The sequence below is a fragment of the Tessaracoccus lubricantis genome (assembly GCF_039544535.1).
In the GTDB taxonomy this organism is placed as follows: Bacteria; Actinomycetota; Actinomycetes; order Propionibacteriales; family Propionibacteriaceae; genus Arachnia; species Arachnia lubricantis.
Map to the genome: position 1 here is coordinate 65,742 of NZ_BAABLV010000019.1, position 23,040 is coordinate 88,781.

General features: G+C 69.1%; 22 protein-coding genes and 1 riboswitch. Of the genes, 14 read left to right on the forward strand and 8 right to left on the reverse strand.

What is annotated here, in order from left to right; genetic code table 11:
• Window positions 1-231 precede the first annotated feature (231 nt).
• Window positions 232-903, forward strand: coding sequence for a metal-dependent transcriptional regulator (locus tag ABEA30_RS06015; RefSeq protein ID WP_345580460.1), 672 nt, complete (start codon window positions 232-234; stop codon window positions 901-903).
• On the opposite strand, the gene ABEA30_RS06020 is transcribed toward ABEA30_RS06015, so the two are convergent.
• The 5 genes from ABEA30_RS06020 to ABEA30_RS06040 form a co-directional block, all read right to left on the reverse strand.
• The gene (locus ABEA30_RS06020; protein ID WP_345580463.1) at window positions 904-2,133 is read right to left on the reverse strand and encodes an Nramp family divalent metal transporter; all 1,230 of its coding nucleotides are present in this window, start codon (window positions 2,131-2,133) and stop codon (window positions 904-906) included. It abuts the gene before it with no gap.
• A 119-nt stretch (window positions 2,134-2,252) separates the two neighbouring features.
• Complete coding sequence (locus ABEA30_RS06025) at window positions 2,253-3,626, reverse strand: sulfatase family protein (RefSeq protein ID WP_345580466.1); 1,374 nt, start codon at window positions 3,624-3,626, stop codon at window positions 2,253-2,255.
• Window positions 3,627-3,646: 20 nt separating this feature from the next.
• Window positions 3,647-4,507, reverse strand: coding sequence for a carbohydrate ABC transporter permease (locus tag ABEA30_RS06030; RefSeq protein ID WP_345580469.1), 861 nt, complete (start codon window positions 4,505-4,507; stop codon window positions 3,647-3,649).
• Window positions 4,497-5,414: a carbohydrate ABC transporter permease gene (locus tag ABEA30_RS06035; protein ID WP_345580472.1), complete on the reverse strand. Its 918-nt coding sequence runs from the start codon at window positions 5,412-5,414 to the stop codon at window positions 4,497-4,499. The genes ABEA30_RS06030 and ABEA30_RS06035 overlap by 11 nt, the downstream gene beginning before the upstream one ends.
• A gap of 31 nt (window positions 5,415-5,445) precedes the next feature.
• The gene (locus tag ABEA30_RS06040; RefSeq protein WP_345580475.1) at window positions 5,446-6,738 is read right to left on the reverse strand and encodes an ABC transporter substrate-binding protein; all 1,293 of its coding nucleotides are present in this window, start codon (window positions 6,736-6,738) and stop codon (window positions 5,446-5,448) included.
• Between the two features lie 122 nt (window positions 6,739-6,860).
• Here ABEA30_RS06040 and ABEA30_RS06045 point away from each other — a divergent pair, with 122 nt between their 5' ends.
• From ABEA30_RS06045 to ABEA30_RS06070, 6 genes are all read left to right on the forward strand, one after another.
• Window positions 6,861-7,997, forward strand: coding sequence for an ROK family transcriptional regulator (locus ABEA30_RS06045; protein ID WP_345580478.1), 1,137 nt, complete (start codon window positions 6,861-6,863; stop codon window positions 7,995-7,997).
• An 87-nt stretch (window positions 7,998-8,084) separates the two neighbouring features.
• On the forward strand, window positions 8,085-9,020 hold the full coding sequence (locus tag ABEA30_RS06050) for an ROK family protein (protein WP_345580481.1): 936 nt from the start codon (window positions 8,085-8,087) through the stop codon (window positions 9,018-9,020).
• Window positions 9,017-10,573 (forward strand): M81 family metallopeptidase, encoded by a 1,557-nt coding sequence (locus ABEA30_RS06055; protein WP_345580484.1) that lies wholly within the window; start codon window positions 9,017-9,019, stop codon window positions 10,571-10,573. Before ABEA30_RS06050 ends, ABEA30_RS06055 begins: the two co-directional genes overlap by 4 nt.
• Window positions 10,567-11,886, forward strand: coding sequence for an alpha-L-fucosidase (locus ABEA30_RS06060; RefSeq protein ID WP_345580487.1), 1,320 nt, complete (start codon window positions 10,567-10,569; stop codon window positions 11,884-11,886). Before ABEA30_RS06055 ends, ABEA30_RS06060 begins: the two co-directional genes overlap by 7 nt.
• 59 nt (window positions 11,887-11,945) lie before the next feature.
• Window positions 11,946-12,728: a GNAT family N-acetyltransferase gene (locus tag ABEA30_RS06065; RefSeq protein ID WP_345580490.1), complete on the forward strand. Its 783-nt coding sequence runs from the start codon at window positions 11,946-11,948 to the stop codon at window positions 12,726-12,728.
• Between the two features lie 24 nt (window positions 12,729-12,752).
• Window positions 12,753-13,370 carry a GNAT family N-acetyltransferase gene (locus ABEA30_RS06070; RefSeq protein WP_345580493.1) on the forward strand — a complete coding sequence of 206 codons (618 nt, stop codon included), beginning with the start codon at window positions 12,753-12,755 and terminating at the stop codon, window positions 13,368-13,370.
• 19 nt (window positions 13,371-13,389) lie between these two features.
• Here the strand turns inward: ABEA30_RS06070 and ABEA30_RS06075 are convergent, their stop codons facing one another.
• Window positions 13,390-14,775 (reverse strand): phage tail sheath family protein, encoded by a 1,386-nt coding sequence (locus ABEA30_RS06075; protein ID WP_345580496.1) that lies wholly within the window; start codon window positions 14,773-14,775, stop codon window positions 13,390-13,392.
• Window positions 14,776-14,887: 112 nt separating this feature from the next.
• Between ABEA30_RS06075 and ABEA30_RS06080 the strand changes: the two genes are divergently transcribed.
• The 6 genes from ABEA30_RS06080 (at window position 14,888) to ABEA30_RS06105 (ending at window position 20,356) form a co-directional block, all read left to right on the forward strand.
• Window positions 14,888-15,862 carry an aldo/keto reductase gene (locus tag ABEA30_RS06080; protein WP_345580499.1) on the forward strand — a complete coding sequence of 325 codons (975 nt, stop codon included), beginning with the start codon at window positions 14,888-14,890 and terminating at the stop codon, window positions 15,860-15,862.
• Window positions 15,863-15,870: 8 nt separating this feature from the next.
• The gene (locus ABEA30_RS06085) at window positions 15,871-17,091 is read left to right on the forward strand and encodes a ferredoxin reductase domain-containing protein (RefSeq protein WP_345580502.1); all 1,221 of its coding nucleotides are present in this window, start codon (window positions 15,871-15,873) and stop codon (window positions 17,089-17,091) included.
• Between the two features lie 37 nt (window positions 17,092-17,128).
• Complete coding sequence (locus tag ABEA30_RS06090) at window positions 17,129-17,560, forward strand: hypothetical protein (RefSeq protein ID WP_345580505.1); 432 nt, start codon at window positions 17,129-17,131, stop codon at window positions 17,558-17,560.
• 65 nt (window positions 17,561-17,625) lie between these two features.
• Complete coding sequence (locus ABEA30_RS06095) at window positions 17,626-17,925, forward strand: WXG100 family type VII secretion target (protein WP_345580508.1); 300 nt, start codon at window positions 17,626-17,628, stop codon at window positions 17,923-17,925.
• On the forward strand, window positions 17,925-19,565 hold the full coding sequence (locus ABEA30_RS06100; protein WP_345580511.1) for a hypothetical protein: 1,641 nt from the start codon (window positions 17,925-17,927) through the stop codon (window positions 19,563-19,565). Before ABEA30_RS06095 ends, ABEA30_RS06100 begins: the two co-directional genes overlap by 1 nt.
• 14 nt (window positions 19,566-19,579) lie before the next feature.
• Window positions 19,580-20,356 carry a hypothetical protein gene (locus ABEA30_RS06105; RefSeq protein WP_345580514.1) on the forward strand — a complete coding sequence of 259 codons (777 nt, stop codon included), beginning with the start codon at window positions 19,580-19,582 and terminating at the stop codon, window positions 20,354-20,356.
• A 13-nt stretch (window positions 20,357-20,369) separates the two neighbouring features.
• Here ABEA30_RS06105 and ABEA30_RS06110 read toward each other — a convergent pair whose 3' ends face one another.
• Window positions 20,370-20,843 carry a CHRD domain-containing protein gene (locus tag ABEA30_RS06110; RefSeq protein WP_345580517.1) on the reverse strand — a complete coding sequence of 158 codons (474 nt, stop codon included), beginning with the start codon at window positions 20,841-20,843 and terminating at the stop codon, window positions 20,370-20,372.
• Between the two features lie 249 nt (window positions 20,844-21,092).
• On the opposite strand from ABEA30_RS06110, the gene ABEA30_RS06115 reads away from it, so the two are divergent.
• Window positions 21,093-22,079: an aldo/keto reductase gene (locus tag ABEA30_RS06115; protein WP_345580520.1), complete on the forward strand. Its 987-nt coding sequence runs from the start codon at window positions 21,093-21,095 to the stop codon at window positions 22,077-22,079.
• Window positions 22,080-22,091: 12 nt separating this feature from the next.
• On the opposite strand, the gene ABEA30_RS06120 is transcribed toward ABEA30_RS06115, so the two are convergent.
• Entirely contained in the window at window positions 22,092-22,895 is an 804-nt protein-coding gene (locus ABEA30_RS06120; protein ID WP_345580523.1) for a 3-oxoacyl-ACP reductase, read from the reverse strand.
• A 34-nt stretch (window positions 22,896-22,929) separates the two neighbouring features.
• A riboswitch (TPP riboswitch) is annotated at window positions 22,930-23,025 on the reverse strand.
• Window positions 23,026-23,040: the final 15 nt, after the last annotated feature.

Sequence of the window (23,040 nt, forward strand, 5' to 3'; positions counted from 1 at the left end):
GCGGCCACGCCTACCCCTTGGGGTGACGTCGCCTCGCCCCCGCAACGCCTGGCTCAAGGGGCAAGCCAGCGGGGTGAACGTTCCCACCAACCGCAGTTCGGCCCCGTGAAAGTTGTTGCACTTGGAGGCACCCTGTCGCTTACCGCTCCCGCCGGGTGCCTTCGCACCGCTCGTCTGGGGCGGCCAACTTTGTCCGGTGGCGGGCACTTCTCACTTTGTTAGCATTTCTGCATGTCCGTGTCGACCCTCTCGGCCAGCAATCAGAACTATCTCAAGGCCATCTGGAGCCTCGGCGAATGGTCTGACGAGCCCGTCACCACCTCCGCCGTCGCCGCGCGCGTCGGGGTCCGGATGTCCACCGCATCCGACGCGGTGCGCAAGCTCGGGGAACTGGGGCTGCTCCAGCACACCCCCTACGGCTCGATGACGCTGACGGACGAGGGCAGGTCACACGCGGTTGCCATGGTGCGCAGGCACCGACTGATCGAGACGTTCCTGGTGGAGGTGCTGGACTACCGGTGGGACCAGGTGCACGACGAGGCGGACCACCTGGAGCATGCGGTCTCGGACTTCCTGGTCGAGCGCATCGCTGAGCACCTCGGCCACCCCGACAGGGACCCCCACGGCGATCCCATCCCCGCGGCCGATGGCACCGTCACCCAGCTGGATGCGGTCTCACTGACGGATCTGGGCACCGGCCGCAAGGCCCGGGTGGAGCGGATCTCCGACGGCGACCCCGGCCTGCTCCAGTTCTTCGCCGAGCACGGGATCGGCGTCGGGACGGTGCTGGAGGCCACGCCGGGCGCGCCCTATTCAGGCGCCATCGACGTCGTCGTCGAGGGCTCCACCAGGGCACTCACCCTCGGGCGCGCCGCGACCGACTCGGTGTGGGTCACCCCCTGATCACCCGACCAGCCCGAACTCCATGGCCAGCAACGCCACGTTGAGCGCCACGATCCCACCTGCCACCAGCCACCCGGCGATCGTCAGCGCCCGCCTGTTGAGGTAGGCGCCCATCAACTCGCGCCGCGACGTGAGCCACACCAGCGGCACGACGGCGAACGGGATGCCGAACGAGAGCACCACCTGGCTGAGCACCAGCGCGAAGGTCGGGTCGACTCCCCCGGCCAGCACCAGCACGGCCGGGATCATCGTGAGGAGACGACGGGTCAACAGGCTCAGCCGCGTGCGGAACAGACCGCCCATGATGTCGCTGCCCGCGTAGGCGCCCACGGCCGTGGACGCCAGCCCCGACGCCAGGAGCGCCACGGCGAACATGAACCCCGCAGCCTTCCCCAGCGCCTCCTGGATGGCGAGGTGCGCCCCCTCGAGGCTGTCGGTCCCCGGCACGCCCGGCAGGACGGTGGCGGCCACCAGCAGCATCACCAGGTTGACCGACCCGGCAATGCCCAGGGCGATCGTGACATCGGTGCGGGTGGCGCGGATCAGCCGGCGAGGCGGCAGGTCGGAGGTGCCGAACCGGTCGCGCGCCAGCGAGGAGTGCGCGTAGATGGCATGCGGCATGACGGTGGCACCCATGATGCTGGCGGCCAGCAGCACCGACTGGGCGCCGTCGAACCGCGGCACCAGGCCCCCGACGACGTCAACTGCGGCGGGCGGCTCGAGGAACAGGCCGTAACAGAAGCCGATGACGATGACCGCCATCAGCGCGATGATGCTGAACTCGAACGCCTTGGCCCCTCGTTCCGACTGGACCAGGAGCAGGACGGTGGACACCGCCCCTGTGATGATCGCCCCGGCAACGAGCGGCACGTCGAACAGGATCCACAGCGCCACGGCGCCGCCGATGATCTCCGCGATGTCGGTGGCGATCGCCACGAACTGCGCCTGGAGGCCGTAGAGCAGTCGTCCGGTGCGCGTCTGGATCCGCTGCCCGAGGAGTTCCGCCATGCTGCGCCCGGTGGCCAGCCCGAGCTTGGCGGACATGTACTGCACGAGCCACGCGGCGACGTTGGCGACAACCAACACCCAGACCAGCAGGTACCCGAACTGCGCGCCGGCGGACATGTTGACCGCGACGTTGCCCGGGTCCAGGTAGGCGACGCCCGCCACCAGCGCTGGGCCGAGCAGCCACGCCGGACCCGCAGCCTTGGGCTCAGCCTGCTTCTCCACTTCTTTGAAAGTCCGCACGCTTGTCACGTGTGCCTCCAAGCATCTCCGAAGAATGTTCGATGCACCGAAGTTTACTCATACGGGTGGTCAAACAGCGATTGAGCGCGAGAGCGGAAGCCTTATTCCTGCACGCGTGGGACGGAGAAGCCGGTAGCAGCCGCGAACTCGTCGTAGAGCGATACCGCGACGGACGGCTCGCTGCCCTGGAGGTCGAACACCTCCTCCGGGTCTGCCTCCAGGTCGTAGATCTGGACGAGCTCACTGTCCGACGCGCAGGGCTCACCCACTGGCTCGCTGAACCCGCCTGAGCCGCTCCCGTAGATGACCTTGGTGGAGGCGGAGCGCAACACCAATCGTCCGTCGAAGGCCTGCGCGCCGACCAACTCGCGTTCGGTTCGCTCATCCAGTGCGACGCCGTCGACTTGAGGAAGCGACGCCACCCCAGCGAAGCGTCCGACCGTGGGCAACAGATCCAGCAGGCTCACCAGCGCGCGGGACTCCGCCCCCATGGCGATCCCAGGGCCGCTGACCACCAGCGGCACGCGGTGGCCAGCCTCGTAGGCGTCGGCCTTCTGCCCCCGCCATGCACCGTTGGGCCGATGGATGACGACGTCTCCGTCTTCAGGGAAGATCATCGGCGCGCCGTTGTCGCTGGTGACGATCACCAGGGTCTGTGCCAGCACGTCGTCCGACAGCGCTCCGAGCAGTTCACCCACCATCCAGTCGAAGAGGTGGATGCTGTCGCCCCTGACACCGGCATCGGACGTGCCGCGCACGAACGCGGGTGGCACGCAGGGCCGGTGCGGGGAGGCGGCGGCCACGTAGGCGAAGAACGGTCGCTCATCGCGGGTGCTCAGCCACTCCTGTGCGGCACGCGTGACGGCCACGTCAACCTGGTCGTCCTCCCACCCCGGCACGGTCAGGCCAGGACGTTGCGAGGTGATCAGCGGCTGCTTCTCGAGGGTGGGGACGCCCACTGTGTGGTCCTGGTCGAGAAAACAGTAGGGCGGCATGTCGAGTGACCCGGCAATGCCGAAGTACCGCTCGAACCCGTGCTCCAATGGCCCGTTGCGGAACGCGACGGTGTAGTCGATATCGCGGCCATCCCCCTGCATGTCGGGGGTGAAGCCTGAGTCGAACGCTGTCGCCCGTGAACCGTCGAGGCGTTGCCAGTCGAGGCCGAGATGCCACTTGCCGAAGGCTCCGGTGCGGTAGCCCTCTGCTTGCAGCACGGAAGCGATCGTGGGGACGTCATCGGCGATGATGCACGGGTCCGCGCCGCCCAGCACCCCCGCCTTCAGGGGGCTACGCCAGGGGTGTAGTCCCGTTAGCAGGCCGTAGCGGGAGGGGGTGCACACCGACGACGCGGCGTGTGCGTCCCAGTAGGACGTGCCCCGTGCCGCGAGCGCGTCGATGTTCGGCGTGCGCACCCTCGTTGCGCCGTAGCAGCCCAGGTCTCCCCAGCCGAGGTCGTCGGCCAAGATGACGATCACATTGGGACGGGAGCCGGGGTTCATCTGCCAGCCAGCCCGACCGTTGCGATGCCCTTGACCAAGTGCTTCTGGAGGATGATCACCACGATCATGGTGGGCGCGATGGCGATGACCGATGCCGCCAAGATCAGGTTCCACGCCGCTCCGCGTTCACCGAAGAAGGTCTGCAGGCCGAGACTCACGTTGCCGAGCCCTTCGATGTCGTTGACGACGATCAAGGGCCATAGGAAGCTGTTCCAGTAGGTGATGAAGGTCCACACGCCGAGGACGGCCATGGACGGCCGGGCCAGCGGCAGGATGATCCTGAGGAATGTCTGCCAATGATTGCAGCCGTCCACCCGGGAAGCTTCCACAAGTTCGTACGGCAAGCTCATGAAGAACTGCCGCAGCAGGAACGTGCCGAATGCGCCGAAGGCCCAGGGCAGGATCAGGGCTTGCCAAGAGTTGATCCAGCCGAGTCGCTGCATGAGCAGGAACATCGGAATGACCAGGACCTCCTGCGGGATCATCAGCGTGGCCAAGTAGCCCAGCAGCGTCACGTCGCGTCCACGCCAGCGCAGAATGCCAAAGGAATATGCCGCCAACGCGCTGGCAACCAGCACGACGAGCGTGCCACCCAGCGACTGGATCACGCCGTTGAGGATGTACTTGAAGAACGGTGCGTAGTCGAACACCTCGGTGTAGTTGGCCCAACGAATCTCGGAGCCGAACAGGGACGGGGGCTGGCTGAATATCTCGCCGGCAGGCTTCAAGGACGAGGTGATGGTGTAGATGACCGGGAAGATGAAAATCACGGCGGCGACGAACAGCAGCGCCTCGTTGAGAGCCGGTCCCGCGATGCGGCGGCGCCTACGCGAATGGGGCATGGTCTCACTGGTCATAGCTGACCCACTTCTTCTGGCCGAGCCACTGCAGCGCCGTGACCGCGAGGATGAGTGCGAACAGGATCATTGCGGGTGCCGCGGCGGCACCCAGCTGCCCACCTTGGAACGCCTTCTGGTAGACGTCCATCACGACGGTGACCGTGGCGTTGCCCGGCCCGCCGGCCGTCATGACGTAGGGCTGGTTGAAGATCTGGAACGCCTGGATGATCGTGATCGTCGTGGCGAAGAAGATCGCCGGCGTCATGAGGGGTAGTTTCACCCGGAACAGAGTTGACCAGAAGCCGGCGCCGTCGATCTTGGCAGCGTCGAGTACTGAATCGGGCAGTTGGTCGATGGCCGCAGAGAAGATCAGGGTGTTGTATCCGAGTCCGTTCCAGATCACGACGACCACCACGGCCATGAGCGCGGTGCTGTTGGTGGCCAGGAGGTTGGGCATCTGGATGCCGACCGATTGCGCGAGGTAGTCGATGATGCCGCCGGGCTGGTAGAGCATCTTCCAAATGATCGACGTGGCCACGCTCGGGGTCACGACGGGGAGGAAGAACAGCACCCGGTAGACGTGGCTGATGCGGCTCGTGGAGATCCAGAACGCCATCGCCAACGTCAGCACCAAGTTGAGGGGAACCACGACAATGGTGAAGACGATGGTGTTGATGAGGGCAGCCGGAAAGGCGTTGCCGGGGGCGAAGAGGGTCTTGTAGTTGTCCCATCCCGCGAACGTGACATCGCCGAAAGTGGGCCAGTGGAAGAAGCTCGTGGCGATCGCCAAGATCGTCGGGAGCAGCACGAAGAGCGTCAGGCCGATGGCACTGGGGGTCAGGAACCCCAGGGCCGCACGCTTCTCGTGTTTCCTGGAGCGGGTGCCCCGGTTGTCGCCAACCGGGGCTTCCTCTTCCCTGACCAATCGGTCACGAACGGGGGATGGGAGACTCACGTCAGCTGCCCGCCGATGCCTGGACGTTGTCGAGAGTGGCGTCGGGGGCGGCGCTGCCGGTGTAGGCCAGGATGAACTCGCGCGCGATGGACTTGGTCACCGCGTCCCAGTTCGAGGTGGGCACGAACGGGACTGCGCTCTTGCTGCTCTCCTCGACGACCAGGCGAGCTTGCTCGGAGTAGCCGGGGTTGTCGCCATCGATGTCGGCAGCCAGGCCCTCGTAGAAGAGATCAGCCGATGCCACACGGCCGGGCATCGTGCCGGAGGTTGCGGTCTTCTCCTGTGCGTCGGCCCCGGTGATGATCGCGATGGCCTGAGCGGCTTCCTTCTTGTTCTCGCAGGACTTGGCGATGCCGAAGCCTGAGTTGGCGGAGAACGAGGAAACGCCGCCGTCGCCGAGGGGCAGGGTGGTCACGCCGACGGGGAAGGTGGCTTCCTTGGCGTCGGAGGCCAGGTTCCAGGTCCCGTCAACCGCCATCGCCGCGTTGCCCGCGACGAACTGCTGCTCACCCCAGGGCACGTCAGAGGAGCTGGCAGGCACGAGGGCAACGCCCTGTTCGGTGGCGAGACCGGTGTACCAGGTGAAGGCTTCGCGCATTGCGTCGTTGCCCAGGTCCAGCTTGCCGTCATCGGAGACGGGGCGGGCACCGTTGTACGCGAGCAGTTGGGAGAACATGTGGAGATCCGAGAAGCTCTGCCCGAAGGCCGGCTTTCCGGTCTTCTCCGTGATGGCCTTGGCCGCGGCCTCGAAGTCCTCAACGCTCCACCCGGGCTGCGGCTCTTCCACACCCGCAGCAGCAAAGAGGTCCTTGTTGTAGAAGAGCGCCATCGTGGAGATGCCGTAGGGGATGGCGTACTGCTTTCCGTCGAGCTGCAGGGCCTTGAGCGCCGCAGGGTTCCACTCCTGCGGATCGAATCCTTCGGCCGCCATCAGTTCGTCGAGGGGCTCGAGCGCCTCTGCGAAGGCAGGCAGGCGCAGGCTCTGCATGCTGACGATGCAGGGCGCGGAGTTGCTGGCCAACTGGGACTGGAGCTTGGTGAAGTAGTCGGCGAACGGCGGACTGGTGAGCTTCACCGTGATGTTGGAGTGCTCGGTGGTCACGTCCTCGGCGAGTCCCTGCCACATCTTGTTGCCGTCATCGCCCTGGTTCCAGAAATCCCAGTCCAGGGTGACGGTCTGGCCCTCCTGTGAGGTTCCTTCGCTGCTGGTTGGGGTGGCGTTCGACCCGCATGCAGCCAACCCGAGGGCGGCCGCGAGAGTGACGGCACCGATGCCGACAAGGCTAAGCTTCATTGCTTCCTCCTAGATACAAGGTAGGGTTTAATTTGCCTCCGAATTAAGTGGATGTCAAGTGGGATTCCGAATTCCTGCCCGCCGCGCCACAATGGCGGCAGCGAGCTAAGGGAGACGAGTCGATGGAGACGTTCGGACGTGGCGGTCAGGCTTCACGGGGCCAATTGCTGGCCAGCTTGGCGAGCGAGCCCAACCAGAGCCGCAGCGACCTGGTGGCCCGGTTGGGCCTCGGCCCAGCGACGGTCAGCACGCAGGTTCGGCGCCTGATCGAGATGGGCGTGCTGCGCGAGGGGCCGGCGCAGATACTCGGATCAGGTCGCCCCCGAGTGCCCCTCGAGGTGGTGCCGGACGCCGGCCACGTCGTAGGCGTGGGGCTGAACCACGGCCAGGCGACCGTGGCGGTCGTCGGGCTCGACGGGGCTCCCCGCGAGGTGAGCGCCATCGAAGTGCCGACCGAATCCCCCGCGGAGCTGAGCAAAGTGCTGGGCGGCCACGTGAACCGCCTCCTCAAACGGAATTCCGCCGCCGCATGGTGGGGCCTGTCAGTGGCCATCTCCGGTGTGATCAGCGCGGACGCCACGAGGGTCACCATCTCGGTGGTGCACGGCTGGCGCGATGTGGCATTGGCTGGATTGCTCACGGCGGACAGCGGGCTGGAGACGTACCTCGTCAACGACATCGCAGCCCTCGCCTACCGCGAACTCTTCCGCCCCGGGGCCGAGAACCCGGCAGACTTCATGCTCGTCTCACTGGGATACGGCGTCGGCATGGCCGTGGTCCGTGACCACCACATCCTCGGCGGCCAGCAGGGCGCCTCCACGGAGATCGGTCACGTCTCGGTTGATCCGCTAGGGCCACTCTGCCCATGCGGAAACACCGGCTGCCTGCAGGTACTGGTGGGGTTGGGTGAACTCATGGAGTCGATCAGGCGCAACACCGGGCAGGGGGCCGCCTCCGCATCACACCTCGCCGAACTCGCTGCCGGGGCTCCTCGGGCGGGCGCGATCATCGACAGGGCCGGCTATTGGCTGGGACGCGCCGTCGGTGGCGCCTGCACGATGACAGGGCTCAGCACCGTATTGCTCACGGGACAGTCGTTGCCGCTGTGGCCGGGCCTGCAGAGCAGTTTCCAGGCGGGACTGGCGGGAACGAGTCCCACCATGGCGGTTCCGCCCATGGTGCAGGTGCGCGAATGGGACGCCTCCGCCGAAGCCCTGGGAGCGGCGTCACTGATGATCGCACGCCGAGTGAGCCTCTGACTCGCATTTATTTCGGGTCCGATATAACCTACTGCCAGCACCTTTCAAGGAGGACAAGCTGTGCAGCCTGCAAAGACGCCGGTAGCGATGGACGACACCCCCCGGCCCGCCCTGCTCGCCGGGGTCGACGTGGGTGGCACCAAGATCGCCGCAGTGCTGGTTTCAAGGTCAGGCGAGGTCATCGCCTCCGACACCCAGCCCGTTCCGGCGCAGGGCGGGGGCGCTGTGCTGCGGGCCGTGGCGGCGATGCTCGAGTCCCTTGAGCACGAAGCGGGCAGCCGAGTGACCGCGCTCGGCCTCGGCGCCGCAGGCATCATCGATTCGGGAACCGGTACGGTGTTGGCCGCATCAGAACTCTTCACCGACTGGGTGGGCAGGCGCATCGGCACCGAACTCGAGTCGCTCATCGAGCGTCCTGTCACCGTCGCAAACGATGTCAACGCCTTCCTCGTCGGCGAGACCCGCTGGGGCGCGCTCAGTGGCGCGCGGAATGCCCTGGGGGTGATGCTGGGCACCGGCGTCGGCGGCGCGATCATGCTGGACGGCCGCCTCTTCGAAGGGCCGTCCGGGGGTGCGGGTGAGATCGGGCACACGCCCCGGCATTCCGACCACCGTTGTACCTGCGGCGGAGTCGGCCACCTCGAGACAGTCGCTTCGGGGCGGTCCATCGGATTGCGGTACGCCGAGCGAACCGGCGGTTCACCCCTCACCGGTGAGGAGACGGCCCGCAGGGCCGCTGCAGGTGATCCGGCAGCTCTCGCGGTGTTCCACGATGCGGGGCGCGCTCTGGCGAACGCCGTGCTCACCGCCGGCACCCTCTTCGACGTCGATCACGTTGTGATCGGCGGCGGGGTGGCCAACGCATGGGAATTCTGGGGTCCCGCCTTCGACGCGACGGTCGCCGAGAACCCTCCCGTCAGCAGGCGCCCACTCACCGTGCGGCTGGCGACATTGACGAACCCTGCCATCGGCGCCGCAACCCTCGCACTGGATGCGGTCGACTCGACGGGGGCCACGGCATGAGGCAGGCATCAGAGATCTGGGCCGAACCTCTCCCGCCCGTCGCCCCCACGGGGATCGCCTCCGCCAAGGTCGGCGTCGGCGGCATCGCCATCGAGTCGAGCACATTCAGCCGACATGTCGCGACTCTGGCCGACTTCGCGCATCGACGCGGCGAGGAGTTGCTCGCGTACCACCCCTTCCTCCGCGAGGGTGAGCGGCTGCGCGAAGCGGCTGACTGGGTCCCGCTCCTGCACGGCCGCTCACTGCCGGGAGGACCGGTGGCTCAGGACGCGTATCTGACGATGCGGGACGAACTGGTCGAGCGCATTCGGGAGGAAGGCCCCTTCGATGGCTTCCTGCTCGACATTCACGGTGCAATGAGCGTCGTCGGGATGATCGACGCTGAGGGCGATCTAGCCCGTGCAGTGCGAACGGCACTCGGCCCGGACACCTTGGTGTCGGCGAGCATGGACCTCCACGGCAACGTGTCCCGCGAGTTCCTGAAGCAGGTGGACCTGGTGACGTGTTACCGGATGGCCCCGCATGAGGATGAGGTCAACACCCGTGAACGCGCCGCGCGCAACCTGCTCGCGCGCCTGCGCGCCGACGGGGGCCAGGACCCGGAGGCACGTCGCCCCCTGAAGGCCTGGGTGCGGGTGCCCATCTTGTTGCCCGGGGAGAAGACGAGCACCAGGGTGGAGCCCGCCAAGTCCCTCTACCAGTTGGTGCCGCAGGTCGAAGGCCGCGACGGTGTCCTCGACGCCGCGATCTGGGTGGGCTACGCCTGGGCAGACGAGCCTCGTTGCCATGCCGTGGTCGTCGTCACCGGCGACGACGAGCGCGCCGTCTGCGCTGGCGCTCGCCAGCTGGCGGAGGCGTTCTGGGCCGTGCGCGACGAGTTCGAATTCGTCGGCCCCACCGCAACGTTCAGCGAGGCGATCGACGCTGCGCTCCAGCCGGGCGCCAAGCGCCCGCACGTTGTGTCCGATTCGGGCGACAACCCCACTGCGGGCGGCGCAGGGGACAGCTCGTGGTCGCTGGCCCAGCTCCTCGCAGATGCCCGCTTGGCAGACGATGGGCTGACTGTCATCCACGCCTCGATCAATGACGCCGCTGCCGTGGCGGCCGCTGAGGCAGCGGGCGTGGGCGCCAGGGTGCAGCTGCAGGTGGGCGGACACGTCGACGAGGCGGCAGCGCCGGTGCAGCTCGACGGGGTCGTCCGGGCCGTCGTCAGGGGCGACACCGTGGGCGGCACCCAGGTGGTCATTCAGCAGGGGGCAGTGCACGCGATCATCTCGGAGCGTCGCAAGCCGTTCCATCACATCGCGGACTTCACGCGCCTTGGGCTTGATCCGCGCGCCGCCGACATCATCATCGTGAAGATCGGCTATTTGGAGCCCGAACTGCATGATCTCGCCGAGGGCTGGACCCTCGCGTTGACGCCCGGTGGCGTCGATCAGGATCTCGAGCGTCTCGGGCACCGTCGCCTCCTACCCGGCACGTGGCCCTTCGACACCACCGGCCCGCATCCCACGTTCGACCCCGAACTCACACGAGGAGCTGTCGCATGCTGAACTTCGACACCCGCACCGGACCCCAGTTCACCGTGGCCCCGCAGTACCCCGACCTGCGCGTGCCGGAGTGGTACCGCGACGCCAAGCTCGGCATCTTCATCCACTGGGGCATCTACTCGGTGCCGGGGTGGGCCCAACTACATGGCGAGCGCAATGTCCAGCCTGAGGAGGCGTACGCCCTCCACGAATACGCCGAGTGGTATGGCAACACCTGGCGCATTCCCGGCAGCCCCACACAGCGGCACCATGTGGAGACCTTCGGTCTGGGCACGTCGTATGAGGACCTGGTGGACCTGTGGCAGGCCGAGAGGTTCGATGCCACCACCATGGTGAGCCAGGTGCTGCGTTCGGGGGCCCGCTACATCATCCCCACCACCAAGCACCACGAAGGCCTGTGCCTGTGGGACACCAAGACCACGCCGTTCTCCACCGCTCAGCGGGGTCCCAAGCGTGACCTCATCGCCGAGCTGCACGACGCCGTCCGGGCTGCCGGCGTGCGCTTCGGGGTCTACTTCTCCGGGGCTTTGGACTGGCACGTCAGTGACCTCCCACCCATCCAGTCAGACCGTGACCTGTTTGCGCTGAGGCGCAACGACGCCAAGTTCTCGCAGTACTCCACCCGGCAGATGCAGGAGTTGATCGCGCGGTTCAGCCCCGATGTGCTGTGGAATGACATCGACTGGCCAGACGGTGGGAAGGGTGACGAGCCCTACGGCCTCGCAGCGCTCTTCCGCAGCTATCTGAGCGCCGTGCCCGACGGAGTGGTCAACGACCGTTGGGGCATCCCCACCCACGGTTTCCTGACCCGTGAGTACACGCATGTCGGCGAGACGCTGCCTCATCCGTGGGAGGCGTGCCGAGGCTTGGGGCAGTCCTTTGGTTACAATCGCGTGGAAGATGAACACGCGTCCATGTCCGGTGCAGAACTCATCGCCTACCTGGTCGACGTCGTGGCGAAGAACGGCAACCTCTTGATCAACGTGGGTCCGCGGGCAGACGGCACCATCCCCGAGTTGCAGCTCCGCGCGCTGGAGGAGCTTGGCGCGTGGCTGGACGTCAATGGTGAGGCGATCTTCGCGACACGGCCCTGGTTGCGGTATGGCGATGGGCAGGTGCGCTACACCCACTCCGAAGGAACCGTGTACTGCCAGCTCCTCAACCCCGGCGAGGGCGAACTGGTGTTGCCGGCTGAACTCTCGACAGTGCAGACGGTGGAGTGGCTCGGCGGCACAGAAACGGCGGTCATTGATGGTGTCGTCGAAGTGCCGGAGGTGCTGAGGACGAGCCCCGTGGCCGTCGCCCGAGTGGGCTGAGAATGCCTCGACACGCACCGATTTGCGTTGCTCCCGCAGCGCGGCCCTACTCTTCTCACATGGTCGCACTGCCGCCTCCCGCTGAGCCATTGACCGGGCGGTTCGTCCGGCTTGAGCCCTTCGCCGAATCCGATGCAGATGAGCTCGCTCACCTGCTGCTCGACCCTGCCCTCTACACCAACGGGTACGTCATGTATTCGACGCCCCGGACGCACGCCGAGGCGGTCGACCGCGTCTGGACCTGGTGGGCCAACCGCCACCGCTCCGGGGAGGCCGACCGCATCAGCTACGCCGTCCGGCTCACCGGCGACGGCGGGCTGGGGCCGGCTGGGACGCTCGTCGGAACGACCTCGCTGGGGCCGTTCGACCTCGGCAACCAGGCCACCTTCCTCGGCTACACCATCTACGGCCGCCGCTGGTGGGGAGCCCCCGTCAACCCGGAGGGCAAGTACCTGCTGCTGGGCCAGGCGTTCGAGCGCCTCGGCTACACCCGGGTGCAGATCCAGACGGACGTGCTGAACGTCCGCAGCCAGGCCGCGATCGAGAAGCTGGGCGCGGTCCGCGAGGGGGTGCTGCGTCGACACAAGGTGCGCGAGGACGGCAGCTCGCGCGACTCGGTCTTCTACTCGATCATCGCCGAGGAGTGGCCGCGCGTGAAGGCCGGGCTCGAGGCGCGCCTCGGCGGCTGGACCCCGGTGCTCGACGCCCACGCGTCCAGCGACCTCCCGGCGCTCCCCGCCACCGTCGAGGACGGCGACGACGTGCGCAACGCCCTGATGAGCCTCACCGCCCAACTGACGGTGATGCAGCAGGCCCACGACTCGCTGGGCATCCAGTACTGAGCGGCGGCGACGATGGCTGCGCGCATGCCCAACCCCGTGCCGCTCGCCGGGCGACTCGTGCGGCTCGAGCCGTTCCGCGAGTCCGACGCCGACGAACTGGCGCAACTGCTCCTCGACCAGGCGCTCCACGAGCAGGGATTCGTCATGTACCCGGCGCCGCGCAACCACGACGAGGCGCTCGAGCGGGTGTGGAGCTCCTGGGCCGCCCGACCGAACGACGACCCCTCCGGCCGCGTCACCTGGGCCGTTCGGCTCACGGGCGACGGTGAACTCGGCCCCGCCGGCACGCTCGTCGGGGCCTCGTCGTTGGGTGAACCCGAACTGGCCAACGAGGCCGTGCACCTGGGGTGGACCGTCTACGGCCGCCCGTGGTGGGGCACCCTGGTCAACCCCGCCACGAAGTTCCTCCTGCTGCAGGAGGCGTTCGAGTCGCTCGGGTATGGCCGCGTGCGCATCCAGACCGACGCGCTCAACGTGCGCAGCCAGGCCGCCATCACCAAGCTGGGCGCCACCCGCGAGGGCGTGCTGCGGCGGCACAAGGTGCGCGCAGACGGCACCTTCCGGGACACCGTCGTCTTCTCGATCCTCCGCGATGAGTGGCCGGCCGTGAAGCTGGGCCTGGCGGAGCGCCTCGGCAGCTGAAGCCCCGCCTCCGCGCCGATCAGCCCGCCTGCTGCCGCTGCCCGAAGCGCACGATGATGAACTCGGCCGGGCGCGTCGTCGCCAACCCGACGCTGAGCACCAGCAGACCGTCGACGACGTCCTGCTGCGTCATGGTCCGGCCCAGGCCCACGTCCACGCGGAAGGCCTCCTCGGGCTTCGTCCCGACGAGCGCGCCGGCCTGCCACAGCCCGGTCAGGAAGCCGTCGACCAGCTGGCGGACCCTGGCCCACGTGGCGGCATCGTTGGGTTCGAAGACGAACTGCCACAGGCCGCGCCGCACCGAGTCCTCGACATGGCTGACGAGGCGCCGCACGTTGACGTAGCGGAACTCCGTGTCGGCGCCCGCGAGTGTGCGAGCGCCCCAGACTTGGATGCCCCTTCCGGCGAGGCGGCGGATGACGTTGACGGAGCGGCGGGTGGGCTCCTGCAGCGCGTCGAGTTCCCGCGCGGTGAGCTCGGCGGCGGGCCCGGCCACCCCCTTGAGCTCGATGCCGGCGGGGGCCTTCCACACCCCTCGGGTCCGGTCGAAGTGGGCATATACCCCGGCCACCGCCCCTGACGGAGGCACCGACACCCTCAGGTCGGCGATGGCCGCGCGCACCTGCGTGCCGAGGGTGGCATCGACTTCGGCGAGGGGCACTGCGGCGCCGGGCACGCCGTCGACCGTGTGCACCACCTCCACCCTCGCCTCGTCGACGGCGGGCGGCAGGTGGGTGATGACGTCGGGCCAGTAGGCGGCGCCGTACCTGTGATGGCTGCCGAGGTCCGCCTCCCGGAACCGGTCCACCACCGACGAAGGCGCACCGCCATCCGACCCCGAGCCGGGCAGGTCCAGGAGGACGAAGCGGTCCTTCCGCTCGGCGCATTGGTCGAGCGCCTGCCGGTACACGGCGGCGTACTCGGCCTCGGGCAACCACCGCGTCTCGGGCACCACGATGAGCGACACCTCGTCGACGGCAGCGAGCGCGTCCACGCCCGCCCGCAGCTCGTCGGCCACCGGGCCCGCACCGTCGGGCCCGAAGCGGCCCACCGACACGATCAGGGCGCTCCTGCCGCCGTTGGCGAAGTACAACTGGAGCGACGGGTGCACGACGTGCCGCGGCCCCACACCGTCGGCCCAGGCTGCCCTCACATCACGCCCCGCGGGGGTCTCGACCACGTCGACACGCACGCCCACCTCGGGCTGGGCGCCGCCGAAGAGCGACTCGAACTCCGCTAGGGAGCCGACACGTTGCGGAATGAGCGTCACGTCCTCGCCCGCGGCCCCCGTCGCGCGCTCGGTGTGGCCCACGAACGCCGCCACGGTCTCGCCCCACGGCGGGATGGTTGCCGGGCCGGCGGGCGTCTCGTCGATGTAGACGCCGGGAGTCTCGTCGTTGGGCATGGCTTCCTGCTTTCGTCCCGGAGGCGGCACCACGCTAAGTCCCCGCCCCGGGCTGGGGCAAGGGATGGGCGAGCTAGAGTCGCAGGCAGGCAGAGTCGCTGAAGGAGACCACATGCACTACACCCACCTCGGCCGTTCCGGCCTCCAGGTGTCCCGTCTCGTCCTGGGCACGATGAACTTCGGCCCCCACACCTCCGAGGAGGACGCGCACGCCATCATGGACCGCGCCCTCGACGCCGGCATCAACTTCTTCGACACCGCCAACGGCTACGGCGGAAAGGGCCACCGGGGCCGCACCGAGGAGATCGTCGGCCGCTGGTTCCAGAAGTCCGGCCGCCGCGACGAGGTGGTGCTGGCCACCAAGTGCTACGGCAGCACGCTCGACGAGGAGCGGCCCAACTTCTCCAAGCTGTCGGCCGTCAACGTGCGCCGCTCCGCGATCGCATCGCTGCGGCGGCTCCAGACCGAGCACATCGACCTGTACCAGATGCACCACGTCGACCGGGCGACCCCGTGGGACGAGGTGTGGCAGTCGATGGACCGGCTCGTGGCCGCAGGCGACATCGTCTACGTGGGCTCGTCGAACTTCGCGGGCTGGCACATCGCCGCGGCCGTCGAGACCGCCAGGGCCCGCCACAGCCTGGGTCTGGTCAGCGAGCAGTCGCTCTACAACCTCGCCGCGCGCACCGTCGAACTCGAGGTGCTGCCCGCGGCCAGGCACTACGGCCTCGGCGTGATCCCGTGGTCGCCGCTGGGCGGCGGGTTGCTGGGTGGCGTGCTGCGCAAGCTCGACGAGGGCCGCCGCGCCGACGACGGCATGCTCAAGCGCGTCGAGGAGATGCGCCCTCAACTGGAGCAGTGGGAGGGGTTCTGCGACGAGCTCGGGGAGAAGCCCGCAGACGTCGCGCTGGCCTGGCTGCTGCACCAGGACGGCGTCACCGGGCCCATCATCGGCCCGCGCACGATGGAGCAACTCGACGGCGCCCTGCACGCGCTGGAGATCGAGCTCGACGACTCGGCGCTGGCCCGCCTCGACGAGATCTTCCCCGGCCCCGGCGGGGCGGCGCCCGAGGCGTACGCCTGGTAGGGGGTCAGATGCACGCGCAGGGCGGGCAGCGGTCAGCAGAGGCCTTCCAGCTCCTAGCTGACCGCTACCAGCTCGCGCCCCTGCCGGTGCTCGACTCCCACGAGATGGTGGACGTGGCCCATCCGTGGGGCGAGCCCAAGCGGTTCCTGCGCGTGGCGCTGCCGTCGACGATGGGCTACCGCACGGGCGACCACCTCGCCGTCCTCCCCCGCAACCCGGAGCCGTTGGTGCACCGGGTGGCCGCACGGTTCGGGCTCGACCCAGAAGCAACCATCACGTTGGCGGCTGGGCGGCGGGGGCTCCCCGTCGGGATCCCGGTGTCGGTGCGCCAGTTGCTCGCCGAGTTCCTCGAGCTGCGGTTCCCGCCCAGCGCGCTCAGCGTCGGCAGGCTCGTCGAGCACACCCGGGACGACGCGGAGCGGCGCGAGCTGACGAGGCTGGCCGGGCTGGAGCGTGAGGAGTTCCGCCGGCAGGTCACGGCGCAGGAGCGCAGCGTGCTCGACCTCCTCGAGCAGTTCCCCTCCTGTGCGCTGCCGTTCGAGCAGTACCTGGACCTGCTGCGGCCCATGCGGGTGCGCAGCTACTCCATCTCGTCGTCCCCGCTGGTGAGCCCGCACGAGGCCGACCTCATGGTGTCGCTGCTGGACGAGCCGCACCGCGCCGGCGTCGGCACCTACACCGGGGTGGCGTCGGAGTTCCTCCAACGCACGGAGGCCGACGACGTCCTCCACGGCAAGGTGGTGCGCTGCCAGGAGTCCTTCCGGCTTCCCGACGACGCGTCGGTGCCGGTGATCCTCGTCTGCGCGGGCACGGGGCTGGCCCCGTTCCGCGCGGCCGTCGCCGACAGGACGGTGACCCCCGGCGGCACCCTGCTGCTGTACTTCGGCTGCCGCCACCCCGACGTCGACTTCCTCCACCGCGCGGAACTCGAGGCCGCCGACGCGGCGGGGGTCGTCAGCCTGCGGGCCACCTTCTCCCGCGCCCCGCAGGACGGGATGCGCTACGTGCAGCACCGCATCGCCAGGGAGGGCCGCGAGGTGTGGGGCCTCCTGGAACGCGGCGCGCACGTGCGGGTCTGTGGCGACGGCCGACACATGGCGCCGGACGTGCGGGCCGCGTTCCGTGAGCTGCGCCGGGACCACGCCGGCGGGTCCGAGGAGGACGCCGTCGCGTGGCTCCACGAGCTGATGACGAGCGGGCGTTACGTCGAGGACGTCTGGGCCGGCTAGCGAAGTTCCTGGACCGGCCACGGCTACGATCACCGGTATGCGGAAGCTCACCACACTGGCGCTCACGGTCGCGGTGCTCGGCGTGTTCGGCTGCGCCCCTGAGCCAGACCCCATCGACGCGGCGGAGGGGCAGCGGCGCATGGAGGCGGCGCTGGTGGGCATCGACAACGTCACCGAGGTCACCGACGTGAAGTACGAGCTCCAGCGCCCCATCTCGCAGGAGGTGCACGTGATGGGTGCCACCCTGCATTCCGACAGCGAGGACCCGACGGTGAACCGGGCCATCCTGGAGGAGGCGGGCCGTCGCATCGCCGACACCATGAAGGACAACTTCCCGCGGAAGTCGACGGTGAGCGTGTGGGTGCTGACGCCGTCTGAGACGCCGTACCGCTTTCGCGAGTTGGGGATGCAGGCGTCGCCGACGCTCGACGAGCTGGCCGCGCACTTCGGGGTGCCGCGGGGCCGCTGAACGAGCCCGGATGCTCAGGCCAGCTGAACCTGCCGCTGGCTAGCGTGGTGGGCGGAGGTGGGGCAGTGGACTACGAAGTCGACTTCAGGGCGCTCACCCGGGCCGGTGACAAGGCCGCGGGCCTGGGCGCCGACATCGCTGCGACGTTGGGCGGGATGAGGCTCGACGGAGTCGCCGACGCCGTTCCCGGAGGGCTCAGCGGGGCGGCAGCCAACCGCGTGGACGCGGCGTGGCAGGCGTCGTCGGCCGAACTCGTCGACGCGCTGGAGGGCTACGCGGCGGCACTCACCGCCACCGCAGACTCCTACCGCCTTGCTGAGGAGCGCGCCGTCGCCTCCGCTGAGGCCTTCTTCGGGGCGCTCTGATGGACTGGAACGACGGTCTCAGCGTCAACCCCGGGGCCCTGCAGGCCAGGGCGGGGCAACTCAGACGGGTGAAGGGGCAGCTCGACGGCCAGCTCGAGGCACACGCGTCGATCGACGTCGGTCCGTGGAGCGGTGAGGCGCATCGCGCGCAGGAGGCGCTCCACCGTCGTCTGGTGTCGTCGCTGGAATCGCAGGCCAGACGCCTGCCCCCGGCCGCGGACGCGCTCGAGGGCGCGGCACGCTCCTTCCGCGAGATCCAATCCGCGCAGCACTCCCTCATCGGCCGCGCCTCCGCCTGGAGCTACGGCATTGGCGGGTCCGGCTGGCTCCGGGATCAGGCCACCGGCTGGACGCAACTCGACCCCCGCCGCCCGTTCATGCGTGCCCGGTTCCAGACGTCGGCGTTCGGCCTGCTGACCCGCCTCAACCTCGCCGACGTCGCGCTGGCCGGCAGCCTGGGCGCGAACGAGTTCGTCAACGACGGCCGCGACCTGCTCGACGCGGGCGCCGAGTGGCTGGACGGGCGGATCAGCGAGGGCCTCGACTGGGGAGCCGACCTCATCGAGGACGCCGAGGCGTGGGGCCGCGAGGTCGCGGCGGACGTGCAGTCGCGGCTCGAGCACGCCGACACCGCCTGGGACCGCTTCGTGGAGACCGCCGGCTCGACCCCGGCGTGGCTGCGCGACCTGCACGACAAGGGCGAGATCCCCCAACTTTCGGAGGTGCTGGGGCAGGTCACGTTCCTGGGCGGCCAGCTGGCGGGGGTCCCCACCAACTTCCTGACCGACTCCGACCAGCACCTCTTCGACGACGGCCGCCCCTACCTGGCGGGCCCGGCCGACATCGAGCGCCACGAGACCGATGCCTTCGACGGCATCAACTCCCTGATCGACCCCATGATGGACGTCTACAACACCCACGACCCCCAGGACCACACAGACCGGGCCCGCGTGCAGGTCACCGCCGTCGAGGACCCCACCACCGGCGAGGTGCGCTACGTGGTGTCCATCCCCGGGACGACGGAGGGCATGGGCTCCGTGAACGGCTGGGCCGGCAACCCCACGGGCACCGACTGGGCGGCCAACCTCCGGGGCGTGGGGTACGGCGACACCGCTGCCACCCGCTCGATCATGCACTCCGTCGAACTGGCCATCGCCGAGGACATGGCCGCGCGGGGCACCGCACTCGACGGGACGCGGCCGGAGGTGTTGCTGACGGGCCACTCCCAGGGCGGCATCATCGCCGGCAACATCGCCCGCGACCCGGGCTTCTCCGAGCGCTTCGACGTGGGCGGCGTGGTCAGCGCCGGGTCCCCCGTCGACACGTTGGGCATTCCGCAGGACGTGCCGGTGTACAACTACCAGAACCGCTGGGACCCTGTGCCCCGCGTCGACCTCGGTGGGGTCCCCACCGGCACACCACCGAACGTGACCAACATCGTCTTCCCCCACGAGGGCAGCCCGAGCCCCACCCACACGCACCTGCAGCAGACCTACCAGGACAACATCCGGGAGCTGTCCTACGGCGTGGGCCTGCCCGAGAACCTCAGCAAGCAGGCACAGCTCGATGCGGAACTGGCACGCTTCTACAACGGCGACACCACCGCCTACCGGGTGACGTTCGGCCGCGAGACCGACTGACGGGGAGCTGATCCATGACCACGATGATCCAGGCCGACGACCCGACGCTCCACGTCGGCATGGTCGATGCCACGGTGTGGGCCGAGGCGGTCGAACACCTCCGCGGCGACGCGATCCCCGGGGGCGACCCCGATCGCCTCGCGCTGTGGCAGGCGGCCGGCATCATCACCGACGGCGGCCCGGACCCACTGTGGCGTCGGGCTCTGGTGATCGCGCAGACGTCGCTGCGGGGTTGCAGGATCGTGTCACGCTTCGGCGACGTCGTGTTCGAGGCAGCGGTGCTCGTGGCGGCCGAGCGCGACTGGGCCATCTGCGTCACGTCGCGCGCCACCGTCGCCCGGGACGACGAGGGTGCGGAGGTCGTCGGTGCGGTGCATCCGATGGTCGAGGTGGCGATCGCACCGGCAGACCGGCTCTGGCGGTTGATCCGCCGGGTGCTGCCGCCGCTGGAGGAGCTGCGGCACGAGCCGCATGCCACCCGCCAGGGGAGCGCGCGGCGGCTGGCCCTGGAGGGCGTGGTGATTCCGGAATCGATGAGGACGGCGCCGGAGAACCTCACGCGCCACCTGCTCCAGCTGCCCGACCTGCCGAGGGAACTCCTCAACGTGGCAGAGCCGCGGGCCGCCGTCTTCACCCACACGGTCGTCGCCGACGACGGTGCGGTCAAGGCGCTGAGCCGCACGTGGGCCCTCGGCCAGCGGCTCTACCTGGTCGACGTCGGCACGGCCTCCGTCTGGGAGGTACCGCCCGGTGACCTGGGGTTCGCGCTGGTCGAGGGCCTGACGGCGTGAGCCGCGAGCCGCGTCAGTGCAGCTGGCCGCGGATCTCGCCGCCGGGGTTGTCGACCGTGTGGACGTTGACGTACGCGCCGCCCGACTCGATGAGTTCGAGCAGGTGGCTCATGTCGTGCCCCGCCAGCTGGTTGATGAAGTCGGCCTCGGTGATGACGCCGGTGGCGAGGACACCGTTGTGGGTGCCGTCACCCGCGTCGGGCTCGTAGAGCCACACGACGGGGGCGCCGTTCTCGCCGACGGGGGCGAGGTGGATGTGGGCCATGGTCACGTCGTCGATGTTCGACGCGATCAGTCGGTAGTGCAGCTCCGTGCCGTCGGCCGACAGCCGGAAGATCGCGGCACCCCTGGCTTGGGTGTCGACGTTGGCGACCTCGTTGCCGCCGTTGAGTTGGGCGGTGAAGACGGTGGCGGAGTGGGCGGGCACGGCGAAGAGCCCCAGGCTCAGCACTGCGACGAGCAGGGTCAACAGACGGATGCGGTTCATCTTGGCCTCCAAGACTCGGGTGGCCGGAGCCGGGCGGATCCTGGCCCCGGGTTTCACGCTAAGTCGGGGCGAGAACCGGGGTCAAGGGTTTGCGGGTGCGGCCTCCGCCGCCGGTCCCTGAGCGTGTCGCGTGCGAGGAAAGAGCACGCGCCATGCTCAGGGACCAGCACGCGCCACGCTCAGGGGCCGGCCAACCCCACACGCCACCCCGGACACACATCCCGCGCGAGGCTGTGCCAAGGTGGGGGCATGCAGAAGTCCACATTGGGTAAGACCGGCCGCGACATCGGTGTCGTCGGCCAAGGGTGCTGGCAGTTCGGCGGCGACTGGGGTGCTGTCGGCGACGACGCCGCCATGGCCGTCCTGCACACCGCAGCCGACGAGGGCGTGACGTTCTTCGACACGGCTGACGTCTACGGCGACGGCCACAGTGAGCAGCTCGTCGGCCGGTTCCTGAAGGAGCGGGCCGACGACGGCATCATGGTGGCGACGAAGCTCGGCCGCCGCGCCAACCCGCACGTGCCGGAGCAGTTCACCCGCGAGAACCTCCGCGCCTGGAACGACCGCTCCCGCACGCTGCTGGGCCTCGACACCATCGACCTGGTCCAGCTCCACTGCCCGCCCACTCCGGTCTACTCGGACGACCGCGTCTTCGACGTGCTCGACGAGATGGTCGACGAGGGGCGCATCCGCCACTACGGCGTTTCGGTGGAGACCGTCGACGAGGCCATGACGGCGCTGCGCCGCCCCGGCGTGGCGAGCATCCAGATCATCCTCAACGTCTTCCGCCGCAAGCCGCTCGAGGAGGTGCTCCCGGCCGCCGTCGAGGCGGGCGTCGGCATCATCGCGCGCGTGCCGTTGGCCAGCGGGCTCCTGACGGGGCGGTTCACCGAGTCCACCACCTTCGCGCCCGAGGACCACCGCACGTACAACCGGCACGGCGAATCCTTCGACCAGGGCGAGACGTTCAGCGGCGTGCCCTACGACGTCGGGGTCGCCGCGGCGCGCGAGTTCGCGTCGATCGTCCCCGACGGCGTGACCCCCGCGCAGTTCGCGCTGCGCTGGATCATCGACCAGCCGGGCGTCTCCGTCGTCATCCCGGGCGCCAGCCGCCCGGAGCAGGCGAAGGCCAACGCGGCCGCCGGCTCGCTGCCCCCTCTCACGCAGGAGCAGCTCGCCGCGTGCGAACGGCTCTACGACGAGTACATCCGCGAGCACGTCCACGGCCGCTGGTGACCGTGGCGGCACTCAGTTCTTGACCAGGCCCCCGTCGACCACGAGGTTCTGCCCCGTGATGGCACGGGCCCAGGGGGAGGCGAAGAAGATGATGGCGTCGGCGAACTCGTCGGGGGTGGTCACGCTGCCCAGCGGCGTGCCGGCCGCGATCGCGTCGAACACGGCATCCGGCGTTGCGGCGCTGGCATCCGTGGTGCGCAGCAGCCCGCCGCTGACCATGTTGACGTTGATGCCGCGCGGGCCCAGGTCGACGGCGAACGTGCGCGTCAACGACAACAGCGCCGCCTTGGCGGCGGTGTAGTCGTGGTACGGCACCACGGGGTGCTGGAACAGGTTGGTGCCGATGTTGATCACCCGGCCTGAGCCTGCCCGCTCGAAGGAGGGCAGCGCCGCCTGGATCACGTTGAGCGCGCCCTCCACCACGCCGGAGAACTGGTTGCCCAGGTCCTCGTAGGCGATGTCGCCGGCCTTGGCTCGCGCGTCGCCGTTGAAGGAGAAGTCGACCAGCGCGTTGTTGACGACGGTGGACACCGGCGCCCCGAACGCCTCCTTCGCCCGCGACATGAGCGCGTCGACCTGTGCGCGGTCACGCACGTCGGCCTGCACGGCGACAGCCTGGCCCGGGTGGGCAGCGGCGAGCTGCTCGGCGGCCTCAGCGCTGGCGCGGTAGTTGATCAGCACCCGCGCTCCCTCGCGGAGGAACGCCTGCACGATGCTGCGGCCCAGGCCACGTGCGCCGCCCGTGACGACGACGACCTGGTCTGCAAGCGCGGGCGCGGCCGGCTTCTGGACGGCGGGGCTGGTGGATGCGGCCATGGACATGCCTTCCTGCATGCGGCGGAGGAAGCCATGGGCTCAGCACGGACATTCCCTTCGCCAGTACGAACTGGATCAGGTTCGACGGGTCTCATCTCAGCCGCCGACGGCGGCACCCCGTGTCACTTTGAGCCGAGGCTAGCAG

Coding starts and splice junctions, on each gene's coding strand:
- ABEA30_RS06115 (WP_345580520.1), top strand. CDS start 21,093: ATGCAGAAGTCCACATTGGGTAAGACCGGCCGCGACATCGGTGTCGTC.
- ABEA30_RS06045 (WP_345580478.1), top strand. CDS start 6,861: ATGGAGACGTTCGGACGTGGCGGTCAGGCTTCACGGGGCCAATTGCTG.
- ABEA30_RS06055 (WP_345580484.1), top strand. CDS start 9,017: ATGAGGCAGGCATCAGAGATCTGGGCCGAACCTCTCCCGCCCGTCGCC.
- ABEA30_RS06065 (WP_345580490.1), top strand. CDS start 11,946: ATGGTCGCACTGCCGCCTCCCGCTGAGCCATTGACCGGGCGGTTCGTC.
- ABEA30_RS06050 (WP_345580481.1), top strand. CDS start 8,085: ATGGACGACACCCCCCGGCCCGCCCTGCTCGCCGGGGTCGACGTGGGT.
- ABEA30_RS06040 (WP_345580475.1), bottom strand. CDS start 6,738: ATGAAGCTTAGCCTTGTCGGCATCGGTGCCGTCACTCTCGCGGCCGCC.
- ABEA30_RS06075 (WP_345580496.1), bottom strand. CDS start 14,775: ATGCCCAACGACGAGACTCCCGGCGTCTACATCGACGAGACGCCCGCC.
- ABEA30_RS06015 (WP_345580460.1), top strand. CDS start 232: ATGTCCGTGTCGACCCTCTCGGCCAGCAATCAGAACTATCTCAAGGCC.
- ABEA30_RS06120 (WP_345580523.1), bottom strand. CDS start 22,895: ATGGCCGCATCCACCAGCCCCGCCGTCCAGAAGCCGGCCGCGCCCGCG.
- ABEA30_RS06030 (WP_345580469.1), bottom strand. CDS start 4,507: ATGACCAGTGAGACCATGCCCCATTCGCGTAGGCGCCGCCGCATCGCG.
- ABEA30_RS06070 (WP_345580493.1), top strand. CDS start 12,753: ATGCCCAACCCCGTGCCGCTCGCCGGGCGACTCGTGCGGCTCGAGCCG.
- ABEA30_RS06105 (WP_345580514.1), top strand. CDS start 19,580: ATGACCACGATGATCCAGGCCGACGACCCGACGCTCCACGTCGGCATG.
- ABEA30_RS06090 (WP_345580505.1), top strand. CDS start 17,129: ATGCGGAAGCTCACCACACTGGCGCTCACGGTCGCGGTGCTCGGCGTG.
- ABEA30_RS06080 (WP_345580499.1), top strand. CDS start 14,888: ATGCACTACACCCACCTCGGCCGTTCCGGCCTCCAGGTGTCCCGTCTC.
- ABEA30_RS06110 (WP_345580517.1), bottom strand. CDS start 20,843: ATGAACCGCATCCGTCTGTTGACCCTGCTCGTCGCAGTGCTGAGCCTG.
- ABEA30_RS06085 (WP_345580502.1), top strand. CDS start 15,871: ATGCACGCGCAGGGCGGGCAGCGGTCAGCAGAGGCCTTCCAGCTCCTA.
- ABEA30_RS06060 (WP_345580487.1), top strand. CDS start 10,567: ATGCTGAACTTCGACACCCGCACCGGACCCCAGTTCACCGTGGCCCCG.
- ABEA30_RS06100 (WP_345580511.1), top strand. CDS start 17,925: ATGGACTGGAACGACGGTCTCAGCGTCAACCCCGGGGCCCTGCAGGCC.